Annotated in this window: 11 protein-coding genes; 6 read left to right on the forward strand and 5 right to left on the reverse strand. The window is 66.0% G+C overall.

The annotated features are described in order from the left end of the window. The first annotated feature begins 23 nt into the window (after positions 1-23). Together MTX35_RS10255 and glpD are read left to right on the forward strand one after the other, a co-directional pair. On the forward strand, positions 24-1,244 hold the full coding sequence (locus tag MTX35_RS10255; protein WP_243594853.1) for a PLP-dependent aminotransferase family protein: 1,221 nt from the start codon (positions 24-26) through the stop codon (positions 1,242-1,244). 119 nt (positions 1,245-1,363) lie between these two features. Then, positions 1,364-3,094, forward strand: coding sequence for a glycerol-3-phosphate dehydrogenase (glpD, locus tag MTX35_RS10260; protein ID WP_243594854.1), 1,731 nt, complete (start codon positions 1,364-1,366; stop codon positions 3,092-3,094). 148 nt (positions 3,095-3,242) lie between these two features. Here glpD and MTX35_RS10265 read toward each other — a convergent pair whose 3' ends face one another. The 4 genes from MTX35_RS10265 to MTX35_RS10280 all read right to left on the reverse strand — a co-directional run bounded on the left by MTX35_RS10265 (position 3,243) and on the right by MTX35_RS10280 (position 10,352). Beyond that, entirely contained in the window at positions 3,243-4,499 is a 1,257-nt protein-coding gene (locus MTX35_RS10265) for an RNA polymerase sigma factor (RefSeq protein WP_243594855.1), read from the reverse strand. Continuing rightward, the gene (locus tag MTX35_RS10270) at positions 4,496-4,846 is read right to left on the reverse strand and encodes a YciI family protein (protein ID WP_243594856.1); all 351 of its coding nucleotides are present in this window, start codon (positions 4,844-4,846) and stop codon (positions 4,496-4,498) included. The genes MTX35_RS10265 and MTX35_RS10270 overlap by 4 nt, the downstream gene beginning before the upstream one ends. 109 nt (positions 4,847-4,955) lie before the next feature. Beyond that, complete coding sequence (locus MTX35_RS10275) at positions 4,956-5,729, reverse strand: DNA-formamidopyrimidine glycosylase family protein (RefSeq protein WP_243594857.1); 774 nt, start codon at positions 5,727-5,729, stop codon at positions 4,956-4,958. A 45-nt stretch (positions 5,730-5,774) separates the two neighbouring features. After that, positions 5,775-10,352 carry an ATP-dependent helicase gene (locus MTX35_RS10280; RefSeq protein WP_374230271.1) on the reverse strand — a complete coding sequence of 1,526 codons (4,578 nt, stop codon included), beginning with the start codon at positions 10,350-10,352 and terminating at the stop codon, positions 5,775-5,777. Between the two features lie 96 nt (positions 10,353-10,448). Here MTX35_RS10280 and MTX35_RS10285 point away from each other — a divergent pair, with 96 nt between their 5' ends. Both MTX35_RS10285 and MTX35_RS10290 read left to right on the forward strand, forming a co-directional pair. Continuing rightward, complete coding sequence (locus MTX35_RS10285; protein ID WP_243594858.1) at positions 10,449-10,700, forward strand: modification methylase HgiDII; 252 nt, start codon at positions 10,449-10,451, stop codon at positions 10,698-10,700. Between the two features lie 108 nt (positions 10,701-10,808). Then, positions 10,809-11,345: a DUF1992 domain-containing protein gene (locus MTX35_RS10290; RefSeq protein WP_243594859.1), complete on the forward strand. Its 537-nt coding sequence runs from the start codon at positions 10,809-10,811 to the stop codon at positions 11,343-11,345. Here the strand turns inward: MTX35_RS10290 and MTX35_RS10295 are convergent. Continuing rightward, complete coding sequence (locus tag MTX35_RS10295; protein WP_243594860.1) at positions 11,342-11,947, reverse strand: ribulose 1,5-bisphosphate carboxylase large subunit; 606 nt, start codon at positions 11,945-11,947, stop codon at positions 11,342-11,344. The two genes, MTX35_RS10290 and MTX35_RS10295, sit on opposite strands and share 4 nt — an antisense overlap. A gap of 54 nt (positions 11,948-12,001) precedes the next feature. On the opposite strand from MTX35_RS10295, the gene MTX35_RS10300 reads away from it, so the two are divergent. Together MTX35_RS10300 and MTX35_RS10305 are read left to right on the forward strand one after the other, a co-directional pair. Beyond that, positions 12,002-13,186, forward strand: a complete 1,185-nt coding sequence (locus MTX35_RS10300; RefSeq protein ID WP_243594861.1) for an NAD(P)H-binding protein — start codon at positions 12,002-12,004, stop codon at positions 13,184-13,186. Then, the gene (locus MTX35_RS10305; RefSeq protein ID WP_094611703.1) at positions 13,186-13,896 is read left to right on the forward strand and encodes a CPBP family intramembrane glutamic endopeptidase; all 711 of its coding nucleotides are present in this window, start codon (positions 13,186-13,188) and stop codon (positions 13,894-13,896) included. Before MTX35_RS10300 ends, MTX35_RS10305 begins: the two co-directional genes overlap by 1 nt. Positions 13,897-13,909: the final 13 nt, after the last annotated feature.

The raw sequence follows: 13,909 nt of genomic DNA on the forward strand, positions 1-13,909 counted from the left end.
CCTGCTGCCCCGGAGTCTCTCTCATGTCCTCCACGTACCTTCCCGCCGGCTTGGCCGGACGCACCGCATCGCTCACCAGCTCGGCCATCCGTGATCTTCTGGCTCTCACCGCACGCGACGATGTGATCAGCCTGGCCGGAGGTCTACCGGCCACCGACCTGATACCGATCGACCGCATCGCCGCAGCCGCGGAGGCCGTGGTTCGCCGCCCCGACGCGGTGCAGTACTGCGAGACATCCGGCCATCGCACGCTGCGGAGCGTCATTGCGGCCAGGGAAGCGCTCGCTCGCGGGGGAGTCCCTGTTCCGGTCGAGTCCGTCATCGTGACGCACGGTTCGCAACAGGCGCTGACGTTGCTCGCGCAGGCCCTGATCGACCCGGGCGCTCCCGTCGTGGTCGACGAGCCCGCGTACACCGGTGCGCTGCAGGTCTTCTCGATCGCCGAAGCGCGCATCGAGTCCATTCCCATCACCGATACCGGAATGGACACCGAGGAACTCGAACGCAGACTGACGGCGGGGCTGCGGCCCGCGGTGGTGCACACCGTGGCGAACTTCCACAATCCGCGCGGAGTCACGATGAGCGAGCAGCGTCGACGCCACCTCGCGGCGCTCGCGGATCGCTACGGATTCTGGGTGATCGAGGACGACCCGTACGGTGAGATCTGTTTCGACACAACTGAATCCAGTATCGAGGCCCCACCGCTGCCGATCGCGTGTCACAGCGACCGCGTCATCCGACTGTCGAGTGCGTCGAAGATCCTGGCACCGACGCTCCGGGTCGGCTGGTTCGTCGCCCCGCCCGGCGTCTGTGCGGCAGTGGAACTGCTCAAGCAAGGCGCGGATCTGTGTGGATCCTCGATGACACAGTTGATGGCAGCGGAGATGCTCGCCGACACCACCTGGCTCGATGCGCACCTGACCGTTCTGCGGCGTGAGTACGGCACTCGCGCAACGGCATTGACGTCCGCTCTGGCCGCCGAGTTCGGATCTCGGCTCACCGTCTCTCGCCCCGAAGGCGGGATGTTCGCGTGGGCCTCCTTTCGGGACGGGACGGACAGTAGCGAGTTGCTCGATTCGGCGCTCGACCACGGAGTGGCCTTCGTGCCCGGCCGTGCGTTCGCTTCGGCCGCGCAGTACCGTCACTCGCTCCGGCTGAGCTTCGCCGGATCGACACCGTCCGTGCTGGAGGAAGCAGTGCGTCGACTGGGCACCGCGCACTCGGCCTCGGCCCGAGTGCTCTGACCGGGATGCTCTGACCCGCGCGCTCCGGGCTCGGCAGGTTCTGCGCCCGAAGGACCTGGGGCGGTAGCCTGACATGCACGCATTGCGCGAGGATTTTCGAAGGAGAGGGAGCGTTCGAGATGAGCAACCGATCGAATACGAAGTTCCTCGGACCCGAGCAGCGGGTGGAGGCGTGGGGCCAGCTCGGAACCGAGCAGTTCGACGTGGTGGTGATCGGCGGTGGCGTCGTCGGCTCCGGTGCGGCTCTCGACGCGGCGACGCGCGGACTCAAGGTGGCGCTGGTCGAGGCCCGCGACTACGCGTCGGGAACGTCGTCTCGCTCGTCCAAGATGTTCCACGGCGGGCTTCGCTACCTCGAGCAGCTCGAGTTCGGGCTCGTGCGCGAGGCGCTGCACGAACGCGAACTCTCCCTGTCCACGCTCGCGCCGCACTTGGTCAAGCCGCTGAAGTTCCTCTTCCCGTTGACGCATCGGTTGTGGGAGCGGCCCTACGTCGCCGCGGGCATCTTCCTGTACGACCGCATGGGCGGGGCCAAATCGGTGCCGCAACAGAAGCACCTGACGCGATCCGGCGCGCTGCGCATGTCGCCCGGAATCAAGCGTAAATCGTTGATCGGCGGAATTCGGTACTACGACACCGTCGTCGACGACGCCCGGCACACCATGACCGTTGCCAGAACGGCCGCGCACTACGGCGCTGTGGTGCGTACGTCGACACAGGTCGTCGGTTTCCTGCGAGAGGCCGATCGGGTATCGGGTGTGCGAGTACGTGATTCGGAGACCGGTGCCACGACCGACGTGCGCGCACACGTGGTGATCAACGCCACCGGGGTCTGGACCGACGAAATCCAGTCGCTGTCCAACATGCGCGGACGGTTTCGGGTACGTGCCTCGAAGGGCGTGCACATCGTGGTGCCGCGGGATCGGATCGTCAGCGAGGCCGCGATCATTCTGCGCACCGAGAAATCCGTACTGTTCATCATCCCGTGGGGTGCGCACTGGATCATCGGCACCACCGACACCGACTGGAATCTCGATCTCGCGCATCCGGCCGCGACCAAGGCCGACATCGACTACATCCTGGGTGAGGTCAACGGCGTGCTCGTCACGCCGCTCACCCACGAGGACATCGACGGTGTCTACGCGGGTCTACGGCCACTGCTGGCGGGCGAGAGCGACGAGACCTCCAAGCTCTCGCGCGAGCACGCGGTCGCTCGTGTTGCGCCGGGACTCATCGCCATCGCCGGCGGCAAGTACACGACCTATCGGGTGATGGCCGAGGACGCCGTCAATCTGGCGGCGGAGGACATCCCGGTGCGGGTGGCGTCCTCGATCACCGAGAAGGTGCCCCTCGTCGGTGCCGACGGCTACTTCGCGCTGGTCAATCAGGCACCGCACCTGGGTGAGATGTACAACCTGCATCCGCATCGGGTGACGCATCTGCTCGATCGGTACGGTTCGTTGATCGACGAAGTGCTGGCCATGGCCGACGGCAAACCCGAACTGCTGCAACCACTCACCGATGCGCCGGCATACCTCCAGGTGGAGGTGGTGTACGCCGCAGCGGCGGAGGGCGCGCTGCATCTCGAGGACGTGCTGTCGCGGCGTACCCGGATCTCCATCGAGTACTCGCATCGCGGGATGAACTGCGCGGGTCAGGTGGCGGCGTTGATCGCGCCGGTCCTGGGGTGGGACGAGGCCATGGTCGATCGCGAAGTCGAGACCTACCGAGCCCGGGTGGAGGCCGAAATCGAATCGCAGCGTCAGCCCGACGATGCATCGGCGGACGCCCTGCGTGTCGTCGCGCCGGAGGCCCGACAGGAAATCCTCGAGCCGGTTCGCACGATCTAGCGCAGTCTGACCAGCGTCCGGGGTGCGCGAGCCGCCGTTGCGCCGGAGACGGCCATGACCAGCAGGGTGAGTATCGCCAATGTCAACATGCGGTCCATGGTGATCGGCGAAGCTGTGAGCAGGCTTGGTCTTCGCTGACAACGAGCCGTCAGATTTGTTCGCCGCGGTGCTGATCAGGGCGCGAAGGCGAGTCCAGTTGCGCTCGAAGGAACGCCCTTTCTGCCGGCGAGGGGTCGAGAGTCAGAGCGGTTGTTCGCGCAGCTCTGGCCTCCTCCGCCCGGCCGAGTCGATCCAGCATCACAGCTCGACAGGCATGCCAGAGATGATGCCCGGTCAGAGACTCGATGGCGTCGAGTGCATCGAGCCCGGCGGCAGGACCCTGGCTTTCACCGATGGCAACACCTCGGTTGAGTGCCACGATCGGTGTGTTCTCCACAACCGCAAGCGCGTCGTACAGCACGACTATCCGAGGCCAATCGGTGTCGGCGTACGTCGCTGCGCCGGAGTGACATGCTGCGATGGCTGCCTGGATGGTGTACCGGCTGGGTTGGGTGTCGTTGCGCCGTAGCGCACTGTCCATCCACTGCATGCCCTCCTCGATCGCCTCCCTGTTCCAGCGAGAGCGGTCCTGATCTTCGAGCCTGACCAGGCCACCCTCCCCGTCGGTCCTCGTGGCTCGGCGCGAGTCCGTGAACAACATCAGCGCCAACAGCCCCTGAAGTGACGGCTCGTCCGGCATGAGGTCGATCATCAGGCGGGCCAGCCGAATTGCTTCGTCGCACAGCTGAGGTCGCACCAGAGTCTCGCCGCCGAGATGCCCGGCGGTGAACAGCAGATACACCGTGGTGGCCACCGCCTCGAGTCGTTGCGGCAACTCCGCCGAATCCGGTACTCGGTACGGAATGTTGGCGGTGGCGATCTTCTTCTTCGCGCGCGTGAGCCGCTTGGCCATGGTGGCTTCGGGTACGAGCATCAGGCGGGCGACGTCGGCAGTGGCGAGCCCACAGAGGGTGCGCAGGCTCAGTGCCACCTGCGCCTCGACGGAGAGCGTCGGGTGGCAGCAGGTGAAGACCAACCGCAGCAGGTCGTCGCTGACCGAGTCCTGATCGCCGTCACTCCAATCTTGTTTCAGCAGCACTAGATTCGCTGCCTCCCGTTCCTTGGCGCTGCGCCCGGCCTCTCGTCTGACGATGTCGAGCGCCTTGTTGCGAGCCACGGTCGTGAGCCAGGCGCGTGGGTTGTCGGGGACACCCGACCGAGGCCAGTGGGCGAGTGCTGCCACCACGGCTTCGGAGACTGCGTCTTCGGCGACGGCAAGGCTGCCGGTGATCCGCACGAGGGTCGCCAGAACTCGGCGACCCTCGTCACGGACCACGGCCGCCAGGTGCTCGGCCGGTGTGCTCACCGAGCCATCGGGATGATCGGCCGCACTTCGATTGCTCCGTTCCACGCCGCGGGGATCTGTGCTGCCAATGCAATTGCCGCGTCGAGGTCCTGTGCCTCGAGAAGGAAGAACCCCGCGAGTACCTCTTTTGCTTCGGCGAACGGACCGTCCGTTGTCAGGACGTCGCCGCCCTTCCCACCCGACACACGCACCGTGGTGGCGGTCGACGTGGGGTGAAGGACCGCGCCGCCGATGATCGCGGGTCCGGCCGCGGCACTGAATGCACCGTATTCGGCCATCTCTTCCGCCACGTCGGGTGAGGTCCAGTCGGCATCATGGGTGTAGACGATGGCTGCGTATGCGGTCATGGTGAGCTCCTGAGAATCGTCGTGGTCGGCGCCGTTCGCCGACCTACACACGAAGGACGAACGGCGTTCGTCGAAAAGGACACCATGGACCGGACGTTCTCGCCACACCTCAGTTCTGACAGTGCGGGCAGTGGTAGATCTGCCGCTCCTCGAGCGGGTTGTCACCGATCAGACCGAATTCGATGGTGTTTCCACAGCGTCGACACGGCTTGTTCTCGCGCCCGTACACCCAGAAGTGTCGGCCCGGGCGCCGATCCCCGGTAGTGACGCGCTGGTTTCGATCCTTGTTTGCCATGATCAATCGATAGGACAGGTCGATCGTCTTCTTCAGGTCGCCGGCGTCACCGACCGGTGTACGAGGGTCGATTCCGCGCAGAAAACAGATCTCGTTGCGATAGACATTGCCGAGCCCGGCTATGTTGCGCTGATCGAGCAGTGCGAGCCCTATCGGCCGGGCCGGATCCGATGCCAGCCTGGACAGAGCGACGTCGGGGTCCCAGTCCGTACCGAGCAGGTCCGGTCCGAGGTATCCGACGGCCTCCTCCTCGTCCTCGATGATGTCGAGCACTCCGAGCTCGAACCCGATGGCCTGCGCGTTCGCGGTGTTCAAGATGATGCGCGCCTGGAATGCCGGGCGACGCCACCGAGCGCCGGGTGCGTAGACGTGCCAGGTGCCCTCCATCTTCAGATGCGAATGGATGGAGTAGCCGCCCACTCGAATCAGCAGATGCTTCCCGCGTGAGGCAACGGAGTCGACGGTCTCGCCGGTGAAGTCGACTGTGGCGTAACGGGGTACGCGAATGTCGCAGGTGGTGAGCTGCTGGCCCTCCAGCGCGGCGCGCAGGGTGTTGGCTGCGCGCCAGACGGTATCGCCCTCGGGCATCGGAGTCGGTGTCCTCTCTGGTGTTCTTCGTCGGTCACGGATGATTCAGCGGCGTAAGCGAAGCCCTCGTGGTGTTGCCGAGAAACCTGCTTCGGTCAGGGTCCTGGAGAAATCCGTGCCGTGGATGTCGTGACCGTTGATCCGCTCGACGAGCAACTTGTCGACACCGCCGCGTCGAACGGTGGCCGCCAATGCGGTTGCCGCAGCGCCCACGTCCTCGGCATTTTCACCGAACGTCAGCACCGACTTTCCGCCGCGTTCGACGAACATCGTCAATTCGCCTCGGACGAGTACGACCAGTGCGCCGGCTTTGCGACCCGGGCGATGCTTCGTCGTCTCGTCCGGCTTCTCTCCGACACCGACCTCGCCGCTGCCGGCCTTCGGCCAGGGCAGTGCTCCGCCGTAGGGGTTGGCCGGATCGCACGACGCGAGCACCACAGCGCTGGAATTCTTCTTCGGTTCGTCGTAGCTGCGTAGCCGGTCGACCACGTCGGACGTGGAGAACTGCGCACCGCCGAGTGAATCGACGAAATAGCCGCGACGGCAGCGGCCGGAATCCTCGAATCCGGTGAGCACCTTGTACATCGTGGCGAACCCGCCCGGCACACCCTCGTTCATCACCGAACCGCGGGTCACCACGCCGTAGCGTTCGAGCAGTACGTCGGCGGTCGCATGGGCGCGGACGGTGAGGTCGGGTTCGAGCTCGGGTAATCGTGACCATCGTCCACCCGCAGTCGGCGGACCGGTGCGGGTCGGAAGAGCAGGGCGCTCGAACTGCCGGTACGAGCGCAACCGCGGCGTACGACGTGGTGCTCGATGACTCGGGGCCGAGCGGGTGGTCGTGGAGTTCAACAGGGCGCGCAGCGGAGCGAACGTGTCGTTGCTCAGACGGCCCGCCCACACCAACTCCCACAGTGCAGCCTGCAGTGCGGTGTCGTCGGTACTGCCGACGGTGTCGGAGAGCTGCCGGAAGAAGTACGCGCCGCCGCCCGCGACGGCGTCCTGTATGCGAATCTGCAACTCCGACAGGTCGGATTCGGCTGCAGGCACGAGGGTGAGCGGGGCGGTGTCGGCCATGTGCAGGCTCACCCAGCCGTCCTTGGACGAGATCGCGCCGTGTCCCGACCACAACACCTCACCGGTGGAGGTGAGTTCGTCGAGCATCGCCGGGCTGTAGTCGGTCACCCGCGAGGAGAGGACGAGAGATTCCCAGGCCGACGCCGGAACAGGCACGCCCGCAAGCTGTTCGATCACGGTCGCGACGCCGTCGATTCCGCTGAGGCGTCGGCTGTCCACGTGCTGCCACGCCGGCAGGAAGCGGCCGAGGGTGGCGGTGGAGACGGGTTCGACTTCCTGCCGAGCAGCAGCGAGTGAGCGACGGCGTAGACGCCGGAGGACCTCGGCGTCGCACCATTCGCTACCCGTTGCGCCGGGACGGAATTCGCCTTCGACGACTCGTTTGTCGACGGCCAGTCTGCGCAGGACGTCCCGTACCACGGCGGTACCGACGCCGAATCGCGCCGCGGCGTCGTCGAGGGTGAACGGCCCGTGCGTTCGGGCGTACCGGCTGATCAGGTCGACCAGCGGGTCGTCGACGGGTTCGATGAAGGCGGCCGGGGTGCCGATCGGGAGCGGGACGCCCAACGCGTCGCGTAGCCGAGCGGCGTCCTCGATCGCCGTCCACCAGTTCTGGCCGGCGAACGAAACCTCCATTGCCCTTTTGGCATCGGCGAGTTCGGTGAGCCACTGCGGGTATTCGTCGCCGTCGGTTCGGAGGCCGACTTCCTCGACGGTCAGCGGACCGAGCAGTCGCAGGAGGTCTGCGACACCTTCGATGTCCTTGGCGTGGCGGTCCTCGGGGAGGCGCTGTAGTTCGAGTTCGGTGGTGGTGATGACGCTGTCGTCGAGCAATTCTCGCAGTTCGACGCGTCCGAGTAGCTCGGCGAGCAGCGCGGAGTCCAGCGACAGTGCGGCGGCGCGGCGTTCGGCCAAGGGGCTGTCGCCCTCGTACATGAATGCGCCGACGTAGTTGAACAGCAGCGAATTGGCGAACGGTGACGGCGATGGTGTCTCGACGTCGACGATCCTGATTTGGCGCCGACCGATTCTGGCCAGGATGTCTTCGAGGGCGGGGAGGTCGTAGACGTCCTGGAGGCATTCGCGGACGGTCTCGAGCAGGATCGGGAACGTCGGGTACTTGCGTGCCACGTCGAGCAGCTGAGCCGAACGCTGGCGCTGCTGCCACAGCGGCGCTCGTTTACCCGGGTTGCGGCGGGGGAGTAGCAGTGCCCGCGCGGCACATTCGCGGAATCGCGATGCGAACAAGGCCGACCCGCCGACCTGCTCGGTGACGATGTCTGCGATCTCGTCGCGCTCGAACACGAACAGTTCCGCGCCGGGCGGCTGATCGTCGGTATCGGGGAGCCGGACGATGATGCCGTCGTCGGATGCGGTGGGGGCGGCGTCGATGCCGTATCTCTCGATCAGCCTCGCGCCGACCGCTAGCGCCCACGGCGCATGCACCTGCTGGCCGTAGGTGGAATGCAGCACGAGCCGCCAGTCGCCCAGTTCGTCGCGGAACCGCTCGACGATCATCGTCTTGTCGGTGGGGAGCTGGCCGGTGGCCTCGAGTTGCTCGTCGAGCAATGCGATGAGGTTGTTCACGGCGTTGGCGTCGAGACCGTCGGAGCTCAGCCGCTCGGCCAAGTTGCTGCGATCGGTGGTGCTGCGCAGGAACTCGCCCAGAGCTTGACCCAGTTCGGCCGGCCGGCCCAGTCCGTCGCCGTGCCAGAAGGGGAGCCGTCCGGGTTGGCCGTACGCCGGGCTGACGAGCACCCGATCGTGGGTGATCTCCTCGATGCGCCAGCTGGTGGCACCGAGTGCGAACACGTCGCCCACTCGTGATTCGTAGACCATCTCCTCGTCGAGTTCGCCCACCCTGGACTGCTTTTCGCCCACCATGTACACGGTGAACAGGCCGCGGTCGGGGATGGTGCCACCGGAGGTGACGGCCAGCCGTTGCGAGCCGGGACGTCCGGTGAGAGTGTTCGCATCGCGATCCCACACCAGCCGCGGCCGCAGTTCCGCGAACTCGTCCGAGGGGTAGCGACCCGAGAGCAGGTCGAGGGTCGACTCGTACGCCGAACGAGGAAGAGTGGCGAAACTGCCGGTGCGACGGACTGATTCGAACCAGTCCTCGGCGTCGATGGGTTCGAGTGCGCACGCCGCGACGGTCTGCTGGGCGAGGACGTCGAGGGGATTGGCCGGGACGAAGAGGGCCTCGATCTTGCCCGACGTCATGCGTTCGACGGTCACGGCGCAGTGGATCAGGTCGGTGCGGTGCTTGGGGAACAGCACGCCCTTGGAAATCTCGCCGACCTGATGGCCCGCGCGTCCGACGCGTTGCAACCCACTCGCCACCGATGGTGGTGCTTCGACCTGGACGACCAGATCGACTGCGCCCATGTCGATTCCGAGTTCGAGGCTGCTGGTGGCGACGACGCAGCGCAGCCTGCCGGTCTTGAGATCGTCTTCGATCAGCGCACGCTGATCCTTGCTGACGCTGCCGTGGTGGGCTCGGGCCAGCAGGGGATCGGCACCGTGGTTGACGTCGGATGCGGTACCGACCTGGGACGGCGGCTTGTGTTCGGTCGCCACCTCGCCGCCGATCCGCTCGGCGTAGACCTCGTTGAGCCGCGCGGTCAGTCGTTCGGCAAGACGACGAGAATTGGCGAACACGATGCACGACTTGTGCTCGAGGATGAGATCGACCATCTTCTCCTCGACGTGCGGCCAGATCGATCCCTGAGCCGGGGGAGCGGCGGAGGTGTCCGCATTCGGGTCGCTCACGCCCAGTTCGGTCATGTCCTCCACGGGCACCTGAACCGTCAGGTCGAAGGTCTTCGGAGCGGGCGGGGCGACGATCTCGATGGGGGCTGCGCCGGCCAGGAAGCGGCCCACTTCTTCGTGGGGGCGCACCGTCGCCGACAAGCCGATGCGCTGGGCAGGCTTGTCCAGCATCGCGTCGAGCCGCTCGAGGGACACCGCGAGGTGCGCGCCACGTTTGGTGCCTGCAACGGCGTGTACCTCGTCGACGATCACGGTGTCGACCTCGGCGAGGATGTCGCGGGCAGCCGAGGTGAGCATGAGGAACAGTGATTCCGGAGTGGTGATCAGGATGTCCGGGGGAGTCTTGATCATGTTCCGGCGGTCGGCAGCGCTGGTGTCGCCGGATCGCACTCCGACCGAGATCTCGGGTGGGTTCAGCCCGAGGCGCTTGGCGGTCTGGGTGATGCCGACAAGAGGAGCTCGCAGGTTGCGCTCGACGTCCACTGCCAGAGCCTTGAGCGGCGAGATGTAGAGGACCTTGGTCTTGCGGGTGCTGTCCGCGCCCAGTTGCGCCAGCTCGTCCAAGGCCCACAGGAAGGCCGAGAGCGTCTTACCCGAACCCGTCGGAGCGACCACGAGGGTATGTGAACCGCTCGAGATCGACGACCACGCGCCCAATTGCGCGGACGTGGGAGCTGGAAAGGCCCCGGTGAACCACTCACGGGTGGGCCGCGACAGCTTCTTCATCACCGACAGCTCGTTCGCGGCGTCGGTGCCCGTACTGTGCCTGGCCATCCCATCATCATGCCCCCGGGCACCGACAGATAATCCTCACGCAGTTCCCCGGCCGCGGAACGGTGTCGATTCGAGCGATTCGGGTACACCGATTCCATGACCGACGACCAAGAGACCATGCAGAAGATTTCCGCGAAGCTCGACGCTCTGCTCGGCAGCAAGACCAACGGCCTGCAGAACGAGGTGCCTCCGGGCGCGAGCATCCAATCCGACGAGGACGATGCCGAGCATGGGCCACTCGGTCGCGACTACCACCTGGCGAGCAAGTACGCGCAGGCGCTCGCCATCAACGAGCCACAGGTCATCGACCGTGAGGAATTCGATCGATTGGTCGCCGAGTACGGCTGACCAGCACCGCTGTACGACGACAGCCCCGGCCCGCGCACTGGGTCGGGGCTTCGTCGTGTTTGCGGCAGACGTGGCGCAGAGCCTGGCACCGGATCTACAGTCGATGGGGTGACCGAACGCAAGAAGCCAGGAGTCACGTTCGAGTCCTGGGTGGACAAGCAGATTCGTGAGGCGCAGGACAACGGTGCGTTCGAGGGCCTCGAGGGCACCGGCAAGCCGATCCCGGTCGGCGATCCCGGAGACGAGCTGTGGTGGGTCCGCGGTTACCTGAAACGCGAGAACCTGCCTGCCGATGCGTTGCTGCCCACCGCACTGCAGCTACGCAAGGAGATTGAGCGGCTGCCGTCGACACTGATCGGTATCAGGCGCGAGGATTCGGCGCGAGAGGTGTTGGACGAGTTGAACGCTCGCATTGTCGACTGGATCCGGTTCCCGACACCGCCGATCGTGCCGCTGGGCCCGGTCGATGTCGAGACCTGGATGGAGAGCTGGCGGATCAACCGCGCCGATGTCGACCGACTGGAGCGTGAGCATCGCTCGCAGTCGGCCGCCACACCCACGACTGCGACGGGTTCGGATGCGCCGTCCTGGTGGACACGACTGCGCGCGAAGATCGTCCGGAAGCGCCGAGGTCGAGTGCGTTAGTTCTCCGAGTCGCGTTCTTCGTCGGCGAGCTTGTCCTCACCGCGATTGCGGAAGAACTTGAACCCTGGAATGCCGATGACCGCGCGTCGAACGTCCTTGGTGACACCGAGGAGCTCGTGAATCTCGGGGGACACCGTGTCGAGGGTGGCGAGGATCGGAAGCAGCGCTTCCATGTGATCGAGGAGTCCGGGCAGCTGATCGACCATGGCGATCGCGGCGTCGACTTCCTCCTCGGACAGGCTGTCGACGAACTTGCGGGCCATGGGTTCGGACTTTTTAGCGATGGGATCGAACAACTCGATCAGCTCCAGCGCGGTGTGCGAGGCGACCGACGCCGACGCGACCACCTCGTCCGCGGCCCCGGTTGTCCGCTGCACGTGGGCGACCACGGCGTCGGCGGAGTCGATCACGTGATCGATGCGTGTCATCAACATCTCAATGCGCGTCAACAGTGCTTCGATTCGGGCGGGCAGGGTAAGCGCGAAAGCGGTCGTGGTGAGCATCCAGCCCGCACCGGCCCGCGCCACCGCTACTCCGCGCCGGAGCACCGTTTCGGTACCGAGGGGATCGGGGAGAACCACACCTGCCAAGACCAGAGCCATAGGAGCGACAATGCCACACCGACACAACGCCCCGACTGCCGTTAGCCTCGAAGCATGAGAGCTCTCGTCACCGGTGCCAGCGGGTACATCGGGTCGCGGTTGGTGGCCGCTCTGCTGGCCGACGAGGCCGAGGTCGTCGTCGGCTCCCGGACACCGGACAACCTGCGGACCTTCGACTTCTTCGACTCCGTCACCGCAGTTTCGCTCGACGTCACCGACGAGCAGTCCTGCGCTACCGCGTTGGCTGAATCCGGTGACATCGATGTGGCCTATTACCTCGTGCACGCCATCGGCGAGTCCGATTACCGCGCGCAGGATCGGCGATCCGCCGAGCAGTTCGCGGCGGCTGCCGCACGGGCGGGAGTACGCCGAATCGTGTACCTCGGCGGTTTCGTACCCGACGACGACCACCTGTCGGAGCATCTCGCGAGCCGGGCAGACGTCGGCGAGGCTCTGACGGTGGACGGCGTCGAGCTGGTCTGGCTCAGAGCGGCCATCGTCCTGGGTGCAGGTTCGACGTCGTACGAGATGTTGCGCTACCTGGCGGACCGCCTGCCGGTGCTGCCTCTGCCGAGCTGGCTCGCCGAGCCCGTGCAGCCCATCGCCGTCGACGACGTGCTGCACTACCTGCTCGCGTCCGCCGACGCCGACTCGGTTCCCGCGGGTTCCTACGACATCGGTGGGCCCGATGTGGTGCCGTATCGAGATCTGGTGTTCGCGTACGTCGAAGCTGCCGGTCTCCAGCGCATCGGCGTTCCGGTGCCGCTGGTGCCGACCTCGCTCGCAGGTAAGGTCATCGGAAAGATCATTCCGGTTCCCGCCGGACTCGCCGAGGATCTCGTCGGTTCGCTGCACAACACGATGACGACGTCGGAAAGTCGGATCCGTGAGCTCGTACCCGACCCCCGCCGAGGTCTCACCACGATTGCCGACGCCATGGCCCGTAGTGTGCTGGGAACGGTCGGTGACCCTCCCGGTGTGTGTGCGCTGAAGGATCCACTCCGGCTCGCGAGCACCGACGCAGCGTGGAGCGGCGGTGACGCTCTGGGGATCAGACGTCGCGGCGTCGCGGCGTCCTCCGACCGCACGTGGGGGTTGATCGAAGCACTCGGTGGGCGTCGACTGCTGTACTCGAAGCCCGTTGCGGCAGCGGTGCGTACCAATCTCGACGTGGTGGCCGACGTGAATCGACGTGCGAGGTCGGTCGTGCGCCGACTGACCGATACCGAGGAGGCGTGATGGGAACGTGGTCCACGACCGCACTCAACGTGATGAAGTCCGCTCTGGTCGATCCGGTCGAGCGCGATCACCGACAGTCCGACGCAGCGTTTCGTAAGCGCCGAATCGTCGTGCTGATCACCCTGGTGATCGGTGCCACGGTGCTCTACTTCTCGCTCAAGGTCGAGCCGGGCGACCCGGTGTTCTACGCACTGACTCTGCTGTTGGCCGGGGTGTGGACGGTGGGCGGGTTTCTCTCCGGTCCGCTGCATCTCGGACGCATCCAGGTCGGGGGATCGATCAGGCGGCCGATCGTCACGCCCATCCTGATCGGTCTCGCCGTCGGTGGGGTGTTCATGCTCGGCGGTCTCGTGGTGCGGCAGATTCCGCCGCTCGCCGATTTCACCGAGAACGTGCTCGCGCACGCCCGGGTGGGTTCGTTGGTGCTCATCGTGTTCATCGCCCTGCTCAACGGCGTGGCCGAGGAGATCTTCTTCCGCGGAGCGCTGTACTCGGCCATCGGCGTCAAGCATCCGGTGATCATCTCGACGGTCGTCTACGCCATCGCCACCCTCGCGTCGGGCAACCCGATGCTCGGCTTCGCCGCGGTACTTCTCGGCTACGTGATGGGCCTGCAGCGGCGCGCGTCCGGTGGAATTCTGGCACCGATCCTCACGCACGTCAGTTGGTCGGCGGTCATGGTTCTCGCCCTACCGCCGCTTTTCGTGTGACCTCCGGTGTTCG

The organism is Rhodococcus sp. ARC_M12, from assembly GCF_022810385.1.
Classification (GTDB): Bacteria; Actinomycetota; Actinomycetes; order Mycobacteriales; family Mycobacteriaceae; genus Rhodococcoides; species Rhodococcoides navarretei.

What these genes read in the sequence shown, in the direction of transcription:
- glpD (WP_243594854.1), top strand. Translation starts at nt 1,364, where the DNA reads ATGAGCAACCGATCGAATACGAAGTTCCTCGGACCCGAGCAGCGGGTG.
- MTX35_RS10295 (WP_243594860.1), bottom strand. Translation starts at nt 11,947, where the DNA reads ATGGCTCTGGTCTTGGCAGGTGTGGTTCTCCCCGATCCCCTCGGTACC.
- MTX35_RS10280 (WP_374230271.1), bottom strand. Translation starts at nt 10,352, where the DNA reads ATGGCCAGGCACAGTACGGGCACCGACGCCGCGAACGAGCTGTCGGTG.
- MTX35_RS10300 (WP_243594861.1), top strand. Translation starts at nt 12,002, where the DNA reads ATGAGAGCTCTCGTCACCGGTGCCAGCGGGTACATCGGGTCGCGGTTG.
- MTX35_RS10270 (WP_243594856.1), bottom strand. Translation starts at nt 4,846, where the DNA reads ATGACCGCATACGCAGCCATCGTCTACACCCATGATGCCGACTGGACC.
- MTX35_RS10285 (WP_243594858.1), top strand. Translation starts at nt 10,449, where the DNA reads ATGACCGACGACCAAGAGACCATGCAGAAGATTTCCGCGAAGCTCGAC.
- MTX35_RS10255 (WP_243594853.1), top strand. Translation starts at nt 24, where the DNA reads ATGTCCTCCACGTACCTTCCCGCCGGCTTGGCCGGACGCACCGCATCG.
- MTX35_RS10305 (WP_094611703.1), top strand. Translation starts at nt 13,186, where the DNA reads ATGGGAACGTGGTCCACGACCGCACTCAACGTGATGAAGTCCGCTCTG.
- MTX35_RS10275 (WP_243594857.1), bottom strand. Translation starts at nt 5,729, where the DNA reads ATGCCCGAGGGCGATACCGTCTGGCGCGCAGCCAACACCCTGCGCGCC.